The following is a 16,937-nucleotide window of genomic DNA, read 5'->3' as shown; positions in this document are numbered from 1 at the left end:
CAAGCCATAAGAATGGCTTACAGAACACCTTGATATAAATGTATTAAGACAAACGGCCGCTGAAATCGCTATATTCAAACTCGCGGATGACCTTGAGGCCTTCTTCATCATTGTATGATGCGATAGCCGGCAAGTTGACGCCGTTGAACATATGGTTCTTCACCATGGAATAATGCGCCATGTCCAGGAAGACCAGCTTGTCACCGTATTTGAGCGGTTCTGGGAAGGAATAATCGCCGATAATATCTCCCGCCAGACAGGTCATGCCGCCGAGTCTATACGTATACGGATATTCTCCTGGTTCACCGGCTCCGATGATGCCAGGACGATACGGCATCGCGAGTACATCCGGCATATGGCATTCCGCCGAGGTGTCAAGAATAGCAATATCCATTCCGTTATGCATCGTATCCAGTACAGTCGCTACCAGGTATCCGGTATTCAGCGCAACGGCTTCACCCGGCTCCAGGTAGATCTGGACATTATAGGTTTCCTTCATATGGAGAATGCACTTGATCAGTGTCTCCAGGTCATAATCGGGACGGGTAATATGATGGCCGCCGCCGAAGTTGAGCCATTTCATGCCGTGCAGATACTGGCCGAACTTCTCTTCCACAACTTTAAGCGTGCGTTCCAGTGTATCCGAGTTCTGCTCGCACATCGTATGGAAATGCAGTCCATCAATGCCTTCAAGCTCTTCCGGCCGGAAATTCGGCAGCGTCACGCCCATGCGGGAATAGTTGTAGCAGGGATCATACAGCGGCACTTCGATCTCGGAATATTCCGGGTTCACGCGGATACCGCAGCTGATGGCTTTGGGAGCGGATTGTACCCGGTCCTTGAACCGGTTCCACTGGTCAAACGAATTGAACACAATGTGGTCAGTGTATCCGAGCAGCTCGTCGAATTCACGATCCATGTAAGCTGGTGCGTAGACATGCACTTCCTTGCCCATTTCCTCGAAGCCCAGCCGGGCTTCGAACAGGGAGCTGGAAGTAACGCCATGCAGGTACTTGCCGACAAGCGGGTACAGAGCGTGCATAGAGAACCCTTTTTGCGCCAGAAGAATCTTTGCTCCGGTACGCTCCTGCACGTAATTCAGGGTCTCCAGGTTTTTCTTAAGCAGCCGCTCATCGACAAGATAGGCAGGGGACGGCAGCGAGCTGATGTCGATATCGATTTCTTTCATTTGCCTTACGCCCTAATCAAGCAGCGTCGGCGAGAAATCTTCTTGCCAAGGCAGCCCGTGTTTGTTGAGTGCATCCATGAATGGGTCCGGATCGAATTCTTCGATATTGTGTACGCCCGGTTTGTTCCAGATGCCTTTTATAATCATCATAGCCCCGATCATTGCAGGAACGCCGGTAGTGTAAGAGATAGCTTGGGAGCCCACTTCTCTGTAGCATTCTTCATGATCGCAGACATTGTATACATAATACGTCTTTGGCTGGCCGTCTTTGGTGCCCTGAATGATGCAGCCAATGTTGGTTTTGCCCTTGGTTCTTGGTCCCAGGGAAGCCGGGTCAGGCAGAATCGCCTTCAGGAACTGCAAAGGAATAATCTCTTTACCTTCATAGACAATCGGCTCAATGGAGGTCATGCCGACATTCTCAAGCACCTTCAGGTGAGTCAGATAGTTCTGTGAGAAGGTCATCCAGAAGCGGATTTTCTTTACACCCTTGATGTTGACAGCCAGGGATTCCAGCTCTTCATGATAGAGAAGGTAGATATCCTTAGGGCCGATCTCCGGGAGATCGTAGACTTTTTTCTCGGACAGCGGCGGAGTTTCAATCCACTCACCATTTTCATAATAACGTCCGTTCGCTGTAATTTCGCGGATATTGATCTCAGGATTGAAGTTGGTGGCAAACGGGTAACCATGGTCGCCTGCGTTCGCATCTACAATATCAATCGTGTGAATTTCATCAAAATAATGCTTCTGCGCATAAGCGGTGAACACACCGGTTACACCTGGATCGAAGCCGCTGCCGAGCAGCGCAGTAATTCCGGCCTTTTCGAATCTTTCTTTGTAGGCCCACTGCCAGGAGTATTCAAATTTCGCAGTATCCTGCGGTTCGTAGTTAGCGGTATCCACATAGTGCACTCCCGTTGCCAGGCAGGCATCCATAATGGTCAGGTCCTGATATGGGAGAGCGACATTAATCACGACATCCGGCTGGAAGCTCTTGATCAGTTCAATTACCTCATCCGTATTATCTGCATCGAGCTGAGCAGTAGAAATCTTCGTCTGGCCTCCGGCCAATTTATCTTTCAGAGCATCACATTTCGCGAGGGTTCTGCTCGCTATGCAGATCTCTTCAAATACATCCGGGTTCTGGCAGCACTTGTGCACAACAACACTAGCTACACCGCCAGCGCCAATAATTAATGCTTTTCCCAAAATTGATAACCTCCTAATATAAGAAATCCGTAATTCAGATCTGACTTATAGCGTACAAGCCATTTCCAGTTGCAAAAATCAACAAGGCTGATTATACATAAAGCACAGCAATAAATCAATAAAAAACGACAAAAATTGATACATAGTCTGTAAAATCTTCGGTTTTTCCTGTTAATACTCTTGAACGCATGTAAATACACTGTAATGCTGCGTTTTTCTAAGCTTTCTAGTAGAAACATTGCCACATGGCCCGGCTACTTGAAACGTAAAACCCCATAAGAAGGACAACTAGACTATTGTATCACAGCAGCGCCTTTCTTCATACGTATTATTTGAAATCAATAAACAGGCTCACCTCCGGAAAACAGGCGCAATAAGTTATCTTACCCGTTTTCACCTGTCCGCTAACTGCTTATAGAGCCGCCGCAGCGGATATACTTAGGTGTAGTATGTGTAACAGCCCGAATCCAATACCTCCATCAACCACACTATAAAAGAAAGAAAAGAGCCTAAGGCAGCTGATAATCCAGCACCTTAAGCTCCTGTTCCTAATCATTCTATACAAGTACGCGTATCCGTGCTCCTGACGGATTCACCCGAACATCCATTTCAGCGCTGCCGGAAACTGCCGGCTGAAGAATGCCCTATCATGGGTCCCCTCCGGACTCGTCTCAAACCTTAACAGCCGTTCATCGAAACCCTGATCCTGAAGGATGGTATGCGCCTGCCGGGTTAACGGGACCATTTGCCTTTGGATATTCGTCTTATACAGACCCTCCAGCTCTCCCACATACATATAGATCCGCTGGTCCGGCCGGTCCGCGGCCTGCTGCCGCATGTATTCTACAAGGCCCGGATACCAGAAGGAAGCAGAGATCAGACCGATTCTCCCGAAAATATCGGGATAGAGATATGAGGCGTAGAGGGAGATCATCCCGCCGAAGGAGCTGCCGCAAATGCCTGTGTGCTCAGGGCCCGGCAGCGTAAGGTAGCCGCTGTCGATGCAGGGCTTGATGCTGTGGACCAGCTCACTGAGATATTCTCCGCCGCCGCCTCCAAAGTCCCGCCAGCCGGACATCAACGCCGGGGAAGGCCAGGGCGTATAATCATGGTTCCTGTCATGCGGACTGATGCCGACTAAGATCAGCTCCGGAAGCTCCTTCGTAATGATTAAATGCTCCAAGTAATTGAAGTTATCCTCCAGCATTTCTCCATCGTCCTGAAGATAGACTACCGGGTACCGCCTGCCGATTTGCCCGTAAGACATAGGCGTATAGATTCCCAGTCTTCGTCCGTTAAATTCTTTGCGTCTATAGGTTCCTTCCATCTATGCTACTCCCCTCCGTCTGCGCCGGTTATGCTGCAGCCGTCATCTTACCCGTGTCTTAAACAGCAGAAATATGAAATAAGGCACACCAATAATCGAAACAACAATACCCACCGGAAGCTCCGCAGGTGCAAACACGGTTTTCCCGATAAAGTCAGCAATGATAACCATCAGCATGCCGATAACGCCGCATAAGGGAACTATATATCTGTAAGTATTGCCGATCAGGCGTCTGGCGATATGCGGGGCAATCAGCCCGACAAAGCCGATGCTGCCTGACACAGATACGCAGGCACTGACCAGCCCGACGCAGCACAGCAGCAGAATCTGTCGTTCTCTGCCAACAGCGACGCCAACTCCCTTCACACTTACTTCATGGAGCTGCATCAGATCGAGTACAGCTGCACGCCTCCAGATGATCGGCGTCAGGATTACCAGCCAGGGAAGAGTGGACAATACCTGCCGCCAGTTCGCATTGTACACACTGCCGGCCAGCCAGACGGTAGCCGCTTCGAAGTTTTGCGCGTCCATTTTCAGTGAGACGTACAGTGTGACTGCCCCGAAACCGGAGGCAAGCGCGATGCCTACCAGAATCAGCTGCTGCGGATGAAATTCACCCTGCTGTCTTGCAAAGATAAACAGCATGACAACCGCTACCAGGCCGCCGATGAATCCGAACATCGGCATGGACATCACCGACAGCCAGGCCGGAGCCTTCATTGTGCCCGCCGTCAGGAACATGAACAGCACGACGAATGCTCCTGCTGCGGCATGAATCCCCAGAATCCCGGGGTCGGCCAGCGAATTCCGGGAGATACCCTGCAGCACGGCACCGGCGATGCCGAGTCCAAAGCCGACGAGTGCACCAAGCACGATACGCGGCAGCCGGAAATCAAAGATAACCAGATCATAATCCTCCACCGGATGAATCCGCAGCAGCGTGCGGAGCACATCCTTCGGGGAGAGATCAAAGGTTCCGTTGGTCAGGCTGACATATATTCCGGCCAGCGATAACAGACAGAAGAGCAGAAACAGCGTCCAGAAGGTTCTCTGCTTCGGTTTGGGTGACAAAGAAAGCTTGCTCATGATTGCCCGCCTCCTCTCGTCTTCACCAGATACAGGAAGAAGGGAACCCCGAACAGAGCGGTGACCACACCGACCGGCGTTTCAAACGGATAATTGATAAACCGGCTGATCAGGTCACAAGCCGCCAAGAACAACGCGCCCATAAAAGCGGCGAACGGTATGATCTTGCGGTAATCCTGACCGATCAGCAGCCGGGTGATATGCGGAATAATCAGCCCGACAAAAGCAATTTTTCCGGCAATGGCGACCGAAATCCCTGTCAGAATCACCACGCTCAGCATCGTAAGCCCTTTAATGACCGTAACTTTTAGCCCCAGGCCGGCTGCTGTTTCATCCCCCAGTGACAACATGGTTACCGGACGGGACATCAGCAGGCCAAGGGTCAGACCCGCAACTGCGAATGGAATAGCAAGCTTGATTAGTGCAGGGTCCATCATATGCAGCCTGGCGTTATACCAGAAGCTGATATTTTGCGAGATTTGAAAATAACTGGCGAGCGCCTGCGAGACACCTCCGAGAAAGGTACCGATAATCGTTCCTAGAACGGCCATGGTCAGCGGCGTTGCACCGCCGGGCAGCAGCTTGGCAGTCCCGAAAACCAGTACAGCCCCTAACAGGGAGCCGGCCAGAGAATAGATAATCATCGTCATGGACGAGGCTTCGGGCAGAAACACCATGCACAGTGTAATCGCGAATACCGAACCGTCACTGATCCCCATAATGGAGGGGGAGGCCAGGTAATTCCGGGTCATTCCCTGCATGAGTGCACCGGATACGGCAAGGAAAGCGCCAATCAGCAGGGCTCCCGCTACTCTTGGAATCCGTGAGGTAAGAATAATCTGGTGATCAACATTATCCGGGTCAAAATGTACGAGCGCATTCCAAATCGTTCCGTAACCGATGGATTTAGAACCGTAGAGCACAGATAACACGCTGATGATTATGATTAGGACAAGCCCCAGCACCAGTAATGAGGTTGTTTTCAATCCGGCCGATAATTTCATTTCATGTCATCCCGTTCTTTTGCTGGCTTCTATTTTGGATCTTCATCATTTGATAATGATTCTCATTTAAGATTATAGCGAAGCGGACAAAGGGGCTCCATGGACAAATTACGGAACATGGATGGACGATTGGCCGACTAACAGCTGCTTCGTCTGCCGGACCATCCGCAGCTGGGCATAAGCAGAGTGCTCACGCCAAGGATCAGACGAGAGAAAATGCACCCTGTGCCGCTGCACCGCCGCTATTTTCAGCCATTCCGGATCATTCTGCAGCTTATTCCACTCTCCTAGAGTATCGCTCTCCCGGCGGATCAGCATGAGCAGATGATCTGCATGCAGGGCAGCTATTTCCTGCGGGGTCACCGGTACATTGTAAATTTCATCCCCGCTGTCATACGCAGGCTGCAGTTCAAGCTCACCGTAGAGCATGCTGGCCATGGTGCGGCTGCAGTGCAGATACAATCTGTTGTGCAGCATGCGGATGACGACCACCGACTCCCCTCCGATCTGGGTGTGCAGCTGTTCCTTAACCGCCCCGGCCTCCCAGTCAAAGGCCGCCAGCCACTGCTCCGCCTGCCAGGATTCGCCCAGAAATTGTGCCAGCTGCAGAAACTGGCTGCGCCAGTCGGCAGGGCCGGTCTGCAGATAATGAACGGGAGCGATTCGCTCAAGCGCGGTCTTCTCTTCTTCCTGCAGGTCATCGCCAGCCAGAATCAGATCAGCAGGAACTTGTCTGAGCAACTCCAGATTAGCCTGCCAGTCCTGATTGCTGCGGAAGGCACTGATATGTACAGGGATATCGCTGCGGTAATTCCGGTAATAATACTCCGTCCATTTGGGGTGAAGCGCCGCCGCGTAAGGGATAAGGTTGAGCGGCAGTAATTGTCCGAGCAGCGACGGAGAGTATGCCACCAGCTTGCGGCGGCGGCTCTTCATATAGACCGCAGGGGGCACCCCGATAATCTTCTTGAATTTACGGCTGAAATAGAATTCATCCGTGTACCCTACCCGGTGGGCGATCTCACGCAGCTTCGTTCCGCTCTCCGCCATTAGTCGTTTAGCCTGCTGCAGCCTCAGCTCAGTGGTATAGTCCAAAGCGCTCTTGCCATATTTTCTCTTAAACAAGTCGTTGAAATATTTGGGGCTTAGCTCAGCAGCCTGCGCCAGCAGCTGAGAGGTCAGATCCTGCGTATAGTGCTCTTCTATGTATAATCGGGCCTGCTCCAGCGCGGAATTCGTATCCCGGGGCCGCTGCCTGCCGCTCACACGGATGCTGTACAGCAGCTCCTGAAAATCAATCTGTGCCCGGAAGCTTATATGCTGACGCTGGTTCTCTTCCATGTGGGACAACCCGCTGCAGATTGAAGTAATTGTCTTCATTGAAGTTTGCGGCAGCGAGCCCTCACGGGGAAACAGCTCAGCATCCTTGAGCAGAAAGCTCCCTTCACCTGCCGGATGGTACCGGTGGATGTCGAAATAAAAAATGTACATTTCAAGGCTCCCCGCCTGCTGTACTGTACCGAAGGTCTGTTCCGGAAGACATAGGCAGACCGAACCGGCTGCAAGCTCAAACTGGCCGTGATTCATGAGCACCTGGACAGAGCCGCTTGCCACCACTATAAGCGCATATGAAAGTGCAAGCTGTTGAGGCAGATGCCCCTCCTCGCTCCCCTTCACTACCTGAACCGATAACAAGCGGAAGGACAGCTCGTCCCAATCCCGGAACTGTTCTTCGCTGTCCGCAGGGATTAACTCTTGTTTCATAACCTTACCACCACCATGTACATACTCTTATAAGTGATTTCAGTATAATTGATAATCATTATCAATGGCAATGCCCTGGTGTACGCTAAAAAGGACTATTCCCGCCCTTTGGCCTGGAAATAGTCCTTGAATCTGAGTTTGTTACCGGCCGCCAGACCGTTACTGTCCGAAGCCGACCCGTGGCCGCTCGCGCTCCTTGGTCTCTAGCGCTACTGCACGAATTGAGGTGATCGGAATGTAGAGCACCTGATATTCTGTCCGGTATTTCACGAAGCGCTCGTCAAGCTCTTCCAGCACACCGTCCCTTACACTCGTACCATCCAGAAAATGCACTGCGACTTTCTGCCCTTTCAAATCTGCCAGCATGGTTCATCCGCTCCTTCACTTATAGGTTCGTGATTACTTTGTCGATAATGCCGTATGTCATTGCCTCATCCGCGGACATGAAATAATCCCGGTCCATATCCTTCGCGATCTTCTCTGCCGGCTGACCGGTCCGGTCCGCAGTAATCTGCACGACCTTTTCCCTAATCTGCAATATCCGTTTGGCGCTGATGGCAATATCGCTGGCCTGCCCCTGTGCACCGCCATGCGGCTGGTGGATCATAATTTCACTGCTCGGCAGCGCGAATCTTTTGCCGGGGGCTCCGGCCAGCAGCAGCAGTGAGGCGAAGGAAGCCGCAAAACCGGTGCATATCGTGCTGACCTGCGGTTTGATTACCTGCATCGTATCATAAATTCCGAACCCTGCGGTAGTTGAACCTCCTGGACTGTTAATAAACATTTGGATATCCTTATCGGGTTCTTCCGCCGCAAGGTATAGAAGCTGGGCAATAATGCTGTTCGCCAGCTGATCATCGATCGCCGCACCGACAAATACAATCCGGTCCTTCAGCAGCCGCGAATAAATGTCATAAGACCGTTCGCCTCTGCTCGTCTGTTCAATTACATAGGGGATTATACTCATGATCCTTACCTCCTGGGATGTAACTAGATTTGATACCCTGTAAACGGATCAGGGCCGGCAAAGGATACGGAACCAAGCCAACAAAAACAGCTGCAGAAGCCGCGTATCTTTTAATGAGGGCTGTTCGTTTATATAATAAGGGAATATACAAAAGAAATGGCTGAAAAGGAGTTGTGTGAGCATGATGATCCTTGAAGAATACAGCACCCTAAGGCTTGAGGATGACCACAGCCTGCAGTTGCTTAGAGCTGCGCTAAACCGCTACTGTCTGGCGCTTACCCGCTCCGGACATGAGGCTGAAGATTTAGCCCAAGACACCTGGACGAAGGTGCTCAGCTATGGAAAATTCTCCGCAAGCCCCAATCCGGAAGCCCTGCTGCTGCGGATTGCTAAGAATACCTGGATCGATACCGTCCGGCGCAAGGCTTCCTTAGCACGCGTCATGGGACGCGAACGGAATCCGGCAGAAGCTGCCGCCGTGCAGAGCAGTCTTTCAGAGATCGAAACAGCTTTTCAGGCCTTGATCAAACATCTGTCGCCACTTCAGCGGATGGCATTCCTGCTGCGTGATGTGCTCGGCTACTCTGCAAACGAAGCTGCAGTTCAGCTGGACACCTCAGAGGGGGCGGTCAAAGCTGCGCTATACCGGGCGCGGCAAGCGCTCGAAGCTGTGCGGAAGGAGCTGGCCGCGGATGGGCCTGCCCTCCCGCCTGACGCCGATTTCAGGCTGCTGCTGGCTGCGCTGGCGGATGCTTATGAAGAGGGGCAGATTCCCGTCATACTGGAACTGCTGCGCCAGGACCAAGCAGCAGAGCTCACTATGGCGGTCAGCACAGCCGCTGTGCAGGCTCTGCATGCGGGAAGCCGCTCCACCGCAAGCAGCACCGTCATCTATTCCGGACTGCGGATGGCTGCCTAACAGGAAAATATTAAAGGAGGTAGAACGATGAGGAACATACTTGTGCTCGGGGGAACCCGTTTTTTTGGCAAGCGGCTGGTGAAACGGCTGCTTCAGGAGGACAATACACAGGTGACTATACTGACCAGGGGCTTGGCGGAGGATGATTTCGGCGATCAGGTGACCCGGTTAACTGTTGACCGTTCGGATACAGAGGCGCTGGCCGCGGCAGTGCATGGCCTGCACTTTGATGTCGTCTATGACAATATCTGCTACTCACCCGATGATGCATCCGCTGCGGCCAGGATTTTTGCGGACACCGCGGGGCGATACATTCTGACCTCCAGCTTATCCGTATACGATCCAAGACCGGAAATGCTGAGTGAATCGGACTTTGACCCTGAGACCTATCCCCTGCGGCTGGGTTCCAGAGAGGACTTCAGTTATCAGGAAGGCAAAAGACTGGCTGAGACGGTGCTGCTGAAACAGAATGCTTTTCCCGTGGCGGCCGTCCGCTTTCCGATCGTCCTAGGGACGGATGATTATACGCGGCGGCTGCATTTTCACATCGAGCATATCGCTGGCGGCAAGCCGGTCGGGCTTCCGAATCCGGATGCCCTGATATCGTTCATCCGTTCCAATGAGGCTGCGGACTTCCTTTACTGGCTGGGCCTCTCCTCGTTGACCGGACCCGTGAATGCCTGCTCAGACGGTGCAATAGCCATCCGGGATATTCTCTCGATGATCGAAACTGTTACAGGGAAGCAGGCCATCACGCTAAGCGCAACAGCCCAAGAGGATATGTCTCCTTTCGGTATTGAAGAGTCTTGGGTTATGGATACAACAAAAGCCCGCTCAGCGGGCTTCACCTTCCTGTCTCTTGCCGAATGGCTGCCGGAGCTTGTCGCCCGGCTTCATGCCTCACTCAGCCATCGCGAGTAACGGTACGCTTGTCTCCTCCGGCTGCTTCCGGGCGTCGTTCATTGCCAGCAGCTGTCCGCCGCCGGGGTTCGCAGTTTGACCCTCCTCAATCTTGAACACATTGATTTCCTTGAACAGCCGCCGCGAAATTTCACTAATCTCCAACGCCTGGCGGGCGATATCGTGAATGGCCTGATCCTGCTGTGTGCTGGAGGCATTCACTTCCTGAACGCCCGCCGCTGTCTGCTCAGCTACGGATGCTACCGAGTGGATCGATTCACCCAGCCGTGAATTGATCTTCCGGGTCTGCTCCACCTTACTGTGAATTTGTCCGATCTGCCGGCTGATGCCAGCTATCGAATCGTCAATTGCCGTGAAGGAAGCAAGGGTTTCCGCAACCTGGGTATCCTGCTCCTCCAGGCTTTTTTTCGATTCCAGCATGTATGCTTCAAAGTCGGCCATGCTCTCCTGCAGCTCCCCGATAATCCGGCTGATCAGAATCGAGGAATCGCTTGTCTGTACCGATAAATGCCGGACTTCATCTGCTATCACCCCGAAGCCTTTCCCAGCCGCCCCTGCCCGGGCCGCTTCAATTGCCGCATTCAGGGAGAGGATATTGGTCTGCTTGGAAATCTCTGTGATGGAATTCGTAATCCGCGAAATATCTCCGGACTGCTCCACCAGCTTCTCAAGTGCCTGATACACCTTGCCGATGGAAGTGCGGGACTTCTGTGATTTGCGCTGCAGCTCACTGATGGTTTCCGAGCCTTTGCGTGCATTCTGGTCAGCGCTCTGGCTTGTCGCAAGCATAACATCGGTATAATCCGTAATCTCCGCCACTTCCCGCTCCAGCTCCTGCAGCAATAGTGCACTCTGTTCAGACTGAACGGCCTGCTGATCCGCACCCACCGAAATTTCCTGAATGGTCTTGACGATATCTTGATTGGTATGGGCAGTAACCGATGAAGACTGCTGAAAGGACTGGGAGTAATCGGCCAGCGTTGAGGCTACCTGCACCGTCTGGCGCAGCATCTCGCGGACCCGCGTGACCATATGGTCAAAATGGAAGCTCAACCGTCCCAGCTCATCATTATACGGTGAATTGATCTGCTGGCGCAGATCGCCTTCGGCGATTTTACGCAGCGCAGCCTGCAGCTTGTCCACCGGAGACAGGAACGAACGGATCAGCAGCAGGGCCAGTACCAGCGTGAACACGAATACGGCGATTGCAGCATACATAACGATGGATACGGTATGGTCCAGCAATGTAAAAGAATGCGCCTGCGCCTGTTCCGCATTATCCGCTGCTGCCGTATACAGCTTCGCATTCCGCTCCAGCAGCGTTTGATTCAGTGCAAGCGCCTGCGTATGGAGGCCGTCAATCTGCTCCAGGACAGTCAGCGGATCCAGATCGGTATCCTCCAGCGTTTTTACCAACTCATTTACATAACCTGTATATTCATCCGCTTCAGTTCGCAGCTGCTGCAGATCTGTCCACGCGGAGGTTCCCTTGTCAAAATCGACTTTGGCTATAGCTGCCGCAAGCTGCTGCTGCTTATCCTTAAACGGCACGGCCAGCTCTGCGTCACTGGATTCGGCCAGTGAAGTCTCCAGACTGTTCAGCTCCTGCAGCAGCTGGGTGACAGTGGAGACAGTGATTCTTTTTTCCATCTCGGTCTTCTGCCGTTCCATCGATTGCTCCACCTGATTAATCTTCTGTCCCTGAAGCAGTGCAACCCCCAAAAAGATAAGTGAGATTGCCGTAAAGCTAAGGATCAGCTTCCATTTCATAGATAAGTGCAGCCTATTTCTTTTCAAGCTTATCATCCCTTCATACAACCCCTCGGATTCATGTGAGCAATTCTACTCATTCACTCATTGTAGGAGCGGATTATTAACTACTCTCCGAAGTTATGTATGAAAAGTGTAAAGGAATTTGTTGCAATATTGTTAAACTGGCCCCTAATTTTCACTTAACCAGGAGAGTACCCAGAAGATACCGCCCGTCCTTCTGGCGGCCCTGAATGGCGAAATCGACACCCGGATTTCCGGTATCCGGATCAAGAATGGCGAACTGGACGCTATATTTACCCGCGGCAAGACTTTTTGGCAATGCGAGATAGACAGTGGCGTTGGAGGTCCCGGGCTGCCATTTACGGATATCGGTGGAGCTGCGTACGGTTGCTTCAACTTCGCCCAATGTGTTGACCAACGAAATTTCCAGCGGCCATTTGAAATAAAAAGGAGCGTTGCCACGATTAACAGCGATCAGCCGGACATGTAATGTCTCACCCGGCTTTCTTTCTTTCTCGTAAACTGCTTTCTGAATAACAAAGCGATAGCCGATTGATTTCAGAAACTTATCAATATTGCCCTGCATTGTCCCGCCTGGTTCCAGATACCACGGAGCGGCCGGTCCCAGCCAGGAAACATGTGTAAGTTTGGCCTGGGTAAGTGATTCAGTAATAGTAGAATTCTGGAGATACCGCTCCGGATCTGAGAACTCGCCTCCGCTTGGCGCAGTTGTCCAGAAGTCGGGCATTGCCGGTTCTTCTTCCCGGGTCAGCCAGGAGGTATAACCGTTGGTGTACCAATCTAGAAACCCGTTAATAGTGGATTCATGTTTGCCAAAAGCGTCATTGTACAGCCCCATTCCATATTTAGCGGCAGCTTGGGTAGGCCGCCGCATTAGCAGCAGTTTGTTCGTGAAGGACTGCACATAAGGTGCAATGTATTGATCGGTCACTTGGCGGACCGGGAAAGGAATATAACCCGGGCCGCTGTCCATCGTATGCCATTCACCCCAGTGTCCTATGCTTCCAAGCTGAATAAAAGCAATAAAGGGATCTTTGTTGTAACGGCTCGCAAGTTCGGCAATCAGTTTCTTGTGGGCGGCAATTAAATCCGGGCTGTTATATTCAGGACTGAAGCCCATACCATAATCCGAGTTGTACCATGTGCCCTTTTCGCCTATTTTTTCGTAAAGCCAGTCAGGTATGTCCATATGACTCTCCGTCCCCGGATAATCCAGCACCACCCGAAGTACAATTCGCGCACCGTAATTCTTCCAATAACTGAAATTAAATTTCTCTTCAATGGCGGCAAAATCGTAGACTCCCTCTTCGGGCTCCAAATCCCTCCATGTTAAATTAGCATGAACAAGGGTGACCTTCTGCTTGACCCTCTCAATATCACGGGCATCTGCTACAAATCCGGTATACGGATTGTTCAATACTGCTCCGATTTCGACAGGATAGTTCACAGCTAGTGCCGGCTCTGCCATTGCCGCGCTGATTGTACTTTGGCAACACAGGAAAATCGCACACAGCTTTGAAATCTTCAGAAGGAGTTTTTGGGACTTTATACGCATGACTCTCTACCTTTCGTTGTTAAAAATTAGAAAAAAAACACAATTTAAATAGCCTAAAAGTCCTTGTTCATGTATAATATCAATTTAATAGATTGAGAATATTTACAAATAATCATAGGAAGGGGCAAACCGATGAAAGTACTCATTACCGGCGGTTATGGCTTTATCGGCTCCTTTGTAGCTGAAAGGTTTCACAAAGAGGGCTACGACGTTTATATTATCGACAATATGTCATCGGGAAACAAGCAAAATATTGATTTTAAACATAAAAGCTACATTCTTTCTGTCGGTGATGCAAACTGTGAAGAGGTGTTCCGCACCAACCGGTTTGATACGGTCGTACATCTGGCGGCACAAGTCAGTGTATCCACCTCGCTCAAAGATCCTGTAAAGGATGCCAGTTCCAACGTACTCGGGCTCACCAATATTCTGACGCTGGCTAGCCGTTACGGAGTTGAAAAATTCATTTTCGCCTCCTCGGCCGCCGTATATGGGGCAACGGATGAGCTGCCAATTCCTGAGACCTCCTCTCTCGAACCTATCTCTCCCTATGGTATCAACAAAATGATTGGTGAGACCTACTGCGCCAAATGGATGGAAATGTACGGCCTGAATACACTGTGCTTCCGCTTCTCTAATGTATATGGTCCCCGTCAAGGCAGCAGCGGCGAAGGTGGAGTCGTATCTATTTTTATCAATAAGATGATGGACAAGCAGCCAATCTCCGTCAACGGTGACGGCAGCCAGACACGCGATTTCATTTATGTAGAAGATGTAGCTGACGCCATTTACCGTGCTTCCTATTCTTCACTGAACGGCGTGTACAACCTTTCAACCTGTACTGAGAATTCAGTCAACGATCTCATTAAGGAGCTTCAACAATTATATGGTGACTCAGGCGTTAGTTACGGTCCGCGAGCTGAAGGCGATATTTACCGTTCCAGCCTTGACAACCGCCGGATTTGCCGCGAACTCGACTGGGCTCCGAAATACAATCTGCGGACCGGTCTGCAGAGAATGTACGATCGAAACATCAAGGAACAAGAAACTGCTCCAGTACTTAAGCCTGCTGCAGTTAAGTCTTCCCGGCTTCGCAGCCGCTCGAAAACATTCTTGCCATACATAGAAAATCTTCTTGCTTTTGCGGCTGTATACGGGCTTAGCGAAGCACTGGAACGTACAGATTATGCCGGGGTGGATTTCAAGCTGGTCTACATAATTGTAATGGGAGTCTTCTACGGAAGCCGCCAATCCATGCTGGCTGTCCTGCTCTCGATTGTGTTTTTTGTCGTGGAGCAGACCGAAAACGGCCGGGACCTGGTGTCGCTGATGTACGATTCCACGCTGTTCTTTCAAGTCGCCCTTTATCTGCTGATTGGTCTCGTTGTCGGGTATAGTGTTGAACGGCGCACTACCCGGCTGAGCAATACTGAAGAGAAACTGCAGCAGGCCACCGAGAAATACTCTTTTCTGTATGAAGTCTATGAAGAGACCCGTTCGGTTAAAGAGGAACTGCAGCAGCAAATTCTCACTACCGAAGACAGTTTTGGCAAAATCCATACGATAACCCGAGAGCTTGACAGTCTGGAGCCCGAGCGGATCTTCCTTTCGGCAATCGGGGTACTCGAGAGTATTATGCGGACTGACGAAGTAACCATTTACACGGTCAACAAGCACAGAAACTACCTTCGTCTGGCCGGACGTTCGGCCAAAGATTCGTTTGAAGCTCCGCGTTCTATAACTGTCAGTGAACATGAATATCTGCTCTCCGTGCTTTATGACCAGCAGATGTTTGCCAACAAGGAGCTCGATCCGGATTCACCTCTGCTCTGCGCCCCCGTGGTCAGCCGTGGAGAAGTGGTAGCCGTTGTCTCCCTTCATGCTGTTGAATTCCGCCGTTTTACCCTTTACTATCAGAATTTGTTCAAAACCGTGGTGGATCTGATCTCATCCTCGCTCTCCCGTGCACACGCTTATATCGACGCTGACGCAAGCCGTCGTTATGTGGACGGTGGTGAAAGAAGAGTGCTCAGCACAGAGGCCTTCCAGGAAATTCTGGCCAGCAAGCAAGATGCAAGTGAGCTGATCGGAACAGACTTTGCCCTGTTGCATACTGGGCTCCGCAACGCTTCAACGGTTGAAATTGAGCAGCTCCACTCCTCCCTGCGGGAAACCGATTATCTTGGCATGGGAACAGATGGAGATCTGCTTCTGCTGCTCAGCAATTCCAGCCAGACTGAGGCCGAACTCATTTTACAGCGTCTGCAAGGGAAATTCGCCTTTTTGCAGACAGAAAGAACGTCCCACTATGCTTGAAACGGCATATCTGCTTTATTTGGCTGTCTGTGCCGTCTGTCTGGGCTTCATATACCGCCGGTCGCCTCGTGATGCCGTGGTAAGATTTGCATTTGTGGCCGCTTTTCCGGTTCTGGGCTTGCTCTTCCCGCTGTTTCAGCGTTCCAGAACAGCCGATGCTGCTGACCGGCTGGAGAAGCTAGAGTTAGTTCTGCATGAGGACGCGCGGAGAGATTCCTACCCGGTTTCGCGTATGCGGGACATCGATAAGGAAGTCAATGTCGTTCCGCTGGAAGAAGCGCTGCTGGTCGGAGATCTCAGCAACCGCCGACGGACTATGATCGACCTCCTGAACCAGGACGCAACGGATTATCTGGAAGTGCTGCGGCTGGCCGTAGCTAATGAAGACACCGAGACCTCCCACTATGCCGTGAGCGCCCTTGTTGAAATCAAGCGGAAGCTTAACCGCTCTATTCAGAGACTATCCGTCCGTTATGAGAGCTCACGGGATGATGCCGGATTTCTGAACGGCTATGCTGAAGTTCTGCGCAACTATATCCGCAGCGGTTTTTTGGATACCGGAACACTGGAGCGGCTTAAATATGATTTGGCTGAAGTCCTTCAGTATCTCATTGAAGCTGATCCCGGTGCGTTCAGCATCTATGAAGAAAAGGCCGGAATCGAGCTAGAGCTGGGGAACTTTGCAGCAGCTGAACGAGTTGCTCTGCAGTTCGAGGAGCGTTTTCCCGATCGGGAGGAACCATATCTGCTTCTGATGAAGCTTTATCACACTTCCCGTTCCCCTGTGCTCTTTCAGGACGCGCTGCTTCGGTTAAAGCAGTCCAGCGCGCGGTTATCCAGCGACGGTTTGAAATTTGTAAGGTATTGGTCGGAAGGAGCATAA

Annotated in this window: 14 protein-coding genes; 4 read left to right on the top strand and 10 right to left on the bottom strand. The window is 51.4% G+C overall.

Annotation, left to right across the window (positions count from 1 at the left end; translation table 11 throughout):
• Positions 1-43: 43 nt before the first annotated feature.
• The 8 genes from nspC to QU597_RS10285 all read right to left on the bottom strand — a co-directional run bounded on the left by nspC (position 44) and on the right by QU597_RS10285 (position 8,549).
• Positions 44-1,180: a carboxynorspermidine decarboxylase gene (gene nspC, locus QU597_RS10320; RefSeq protein WP_370656259.1), complete on the bottom strand. Its 1,137-nt coding sequence runs from the start codon at positions 1,178-1,180 to the stop codon at positions 44-46.
• Positions 1,181-1,201: 21 nt separating this feature from the next.
• The gene (locus QU597_RS10315) at positions 1,202-2,401 is read right to left on the bottom strand and encodes a saccharopine dehydrogenase family protein (protein ID WP_310832556.1); all 1,200 of its coding nucleotides are present in this window, start codon (positions 2,399-2,401) and stop codon (positions 1,202-1,204) included.
• A 592-nt stretch (positions 2,402-2,993) separates the two neighbouring features.
• A complete protein-coding gene (locus QU597_RS10310) occupies positions 2,994-3,728 on the bottom strand; it encodes an alpha/beta hydrolase (protein WP_310832555.1) in 735 nt (244 codons plus the stop codon).
• Positions 3,729-3,770: 42 nt separating this feature from the next.
• Positions 3,771-4,814: a FecCD family ABC transporter permease gene (locus QU597_RS10305; protein WP_310832554.1), complete on the bottom strand. Its 1,044-nt coding sequence runs from the start codon at positions 4,812-4,814 to the stop codon at positions 3,771-3,773.
• On the bottom strand, positions 4,811-5,818 hold the full coding sequence (locus tag QU597_RS10300; protein ID WP_310832553.1) for a FecCD family ABC transporter permease: 1,008 nt from the start codon (positions 5,816-5,818) through the stop codon (positions 4,811-4,813). The genes QU597_RS10305 and QU597_RS10300 overlap by 4 nt, the downstream gene beginning before the upstream one ends.
• 108 nt (positions 5,819-5,926) lie before the next feature.
• Positions 5,927-7,582 carry a helix-turn-helix domain-containing protein gene (locus QU597_RS10295; protein WP_310832552.1) on the bottom strand — a complete coding sequence of 552 codons (1,656 nt, stop codon included), beginning with the start codon at positions 7,580-7,582 and terminating at the stop codon, positions 5,927-5,929.
• A 159-nt stretch (positions 7,583-7,741) separates the two neighbouring features.
• The gene (locus tag QU597_RS10290) at positions 7,742-7,948 is read right to left on the bottom strand and encodes a hypothetical protein (RefSeq protein ID WP_236333337.1); all 207 of its coding nucleotides are present in this window, start codon (positions 7,946-7,948) and stop codon (positions 7,742-7,744) included.
• A 19-nt stretch (positions 7,949-7,967) separates the two neighbouring features.
• A complete protein-coding gene (locus tag QU597_RS10285) occupies positions 7,968-8,549 on the bottom strand; it encodes an ATP-dependent Clp protease proteolytic subunit (RefSeq protein WP_310832551.1) in 582 nt (193 codons plus the stop codon).
• Positions 8,550-8,730: 181 nt separating this feature from the next.
• Between QU597_RS10285 and QU597_RS10280 the strand changes: the two genes are divergently transcribed.
• Positions 8,731-9,468 (top strand): RNA polymerase sigma factor, encoded by a 738-nt coding sequence (locus tag QU597_RS10280; protein WP_310832550.1) that lies wholly within the window; start codon positions 8,731-8,733, stop codon positions 9,466-9,468.
• Positions 9,469-9,495: 27 nt separating this feature from the next.
• The gene (locus QU597_RS10275; RefSeq protein WP_310832549.1) at positions 9,496-10,389 is read left to right on the top strand and encodes an NAD-dependent epimerase/dehydratase family protein; all 894 of its coding nucleotides are present in this window, start codon (positions 9,496-9,498) and stop codon (positions 10,387-10,389) included.
• Here the strand turns inward: QU597_RS10275 and QU597_RS10270 are convergent.
• Both QU597_RS10270 and QU597_RS10265 read right to left on the bottom strand, forming a co-directional pair.
• Positions 10,369-12,159 carry a methyl-accepting chemotaxis protein gene (locus QU597_RS10270; RefSeq protein ID WP_310832548.1) on the bottom strand — a complete coding sequence of 597 codons (1,791 nt, stop codon included), beginning with the start codon at positions 12,157-12,159 and terminating at the stop codon, positions 10,369-10,371. The genes QU597_RS10275 and QU597_RS10270 overlap by 21 nt on opposite strands.
• A 178-nt stretch (positions 12,160-12,337) precedes the next feature.
• Complete coding sequence (locus tag QU597_RS10265) at positions 12,338-13,630, bottom strand: DUF4832 domain-containing protein (RefSeq protein WP_310832547.1); 1,293 nt, start codon at positions 13,628-13,630, stop codon at positions 12,338-12,340.
• Positions 13,631-13,870: 240 nt separating this feature from the next.
• Between QU597_RS10265 and QU597_RS10260 the strand changes: the two genes are divergently transcribed.
• A complete protein-coding gene (locus tag QU597_RS10260) occupies positions 13,871-16,054 on the top strand; it encodes an NAD-dependent epimerase/dehydratase family protein (protein ID WP_310832546.1) in 2,184 nt (727 codons plus the stop codon).
• Entirely contained in the window at positions 16,047-16,937 is an 891-nt protein-coding gene (locus QU597_RS10255; protein ID WP_310832545.1) for a hypothetical protein, read from the top strand. Before QU597_RS10260 ends, QU597_RS10255 begins: the two co-directional genes overlap by 8 nt.

Source organism: Paenibacillus pedocola, from assembly GCF_031599675.1.
Taxonomy (GTDB): domain Bacteria; phylum Bacillota; class Bacilli; order Paenibacillales; family Paenibacillaceae; genus Paenibacillus_AQ; species Paenibacillus_AQ pedocola.
Note: the sequence above shows the minus strand (reverse complement) of the source record. Positions and strands in the feature narration are given on the sequence as shown.

Excerpts from the sequence above, each read along its gene's own strand:
- QU597_RS10310 (WP_310832555.1), bottom strand. The coding sequence starts at position 3,728 with ATGGAAGGAACCTATAGACGCAAAGAATTTAACGGACGAAGACTGGGA.
- QU597_RS10305 (WP_310832554.1), bottom strand. The coding sequence starts at position 4,814 with ATGAGCAAGCTTTCTTTGTCACCCAAACCGAAGCAGAGAACCTTCTGG.
- QU597_RS10300 (WP_310832553.1), bottom strand. The coding sequence starts at position 5,818 with ATGAAATTATCGGCCGGATTGAAAACAACCTCATTACTGGTGCTGGGG.
- QU597_RS10295 (WP_310832552.1), bottom strand. The coding sequence starts at position 7,582 with ATGAAACAAGAGTTAATCCCTGCGGACAGCGAAGAACAGTTCCGGGAT.
- QU597_RS10290 (WP_236333337.1), bottom strand. The coding sequence starts at position 7,948 with ATGCTGGCAGATTTGAAAGGGCAGAAAGTCGCAGTGCATTTTCTGGAT.
- QU597_RS10285 (WP_310832551.1), bottom strand. The coding sequence starts at position 8,549 with ATGAGTATAATCCCCTATGTAATTGAACAGACGAGCAGAGGCGAACGG.
- QU597_RS10280 (WP_310832550.1), top strand. The coding sequence starts at position 8,731 with ATGATGATCCTTGAAGAATACAGCACCCTAAGGCTTGAGGATGACCAC.
- QU597_RS10275 (WP_310832549.1), top strand. The coding sequence starts at position 9,496 with ATGAGGAACATACTTGTGCTCGGGGGAACCCGTTTTTTTGGCAAGCGG.
- QU597_RS10270 (WP_310832548.1), bottom strand. The coding sequence starts at position 12,159 with ATGAAATGGAAGCTGATCCTTAGCTTTACGGCAATCTCACTTATCTTT.
- QU597_RS10260 (WP_310832546.1), top strand. The coding sequence starts at position 13,871 with ATGAAAGTACTCATTACCGGCGGTTATGGCTTTATCGGCTCCTTTGTA.
- QU597_RS10255 (WP_310832545.1), top strand. The coding sequence starts at position 16,047 with ATGCTTGAAACGGCATATCTGCTTTATTTGGCTGTCTGTGCCGTCTGT.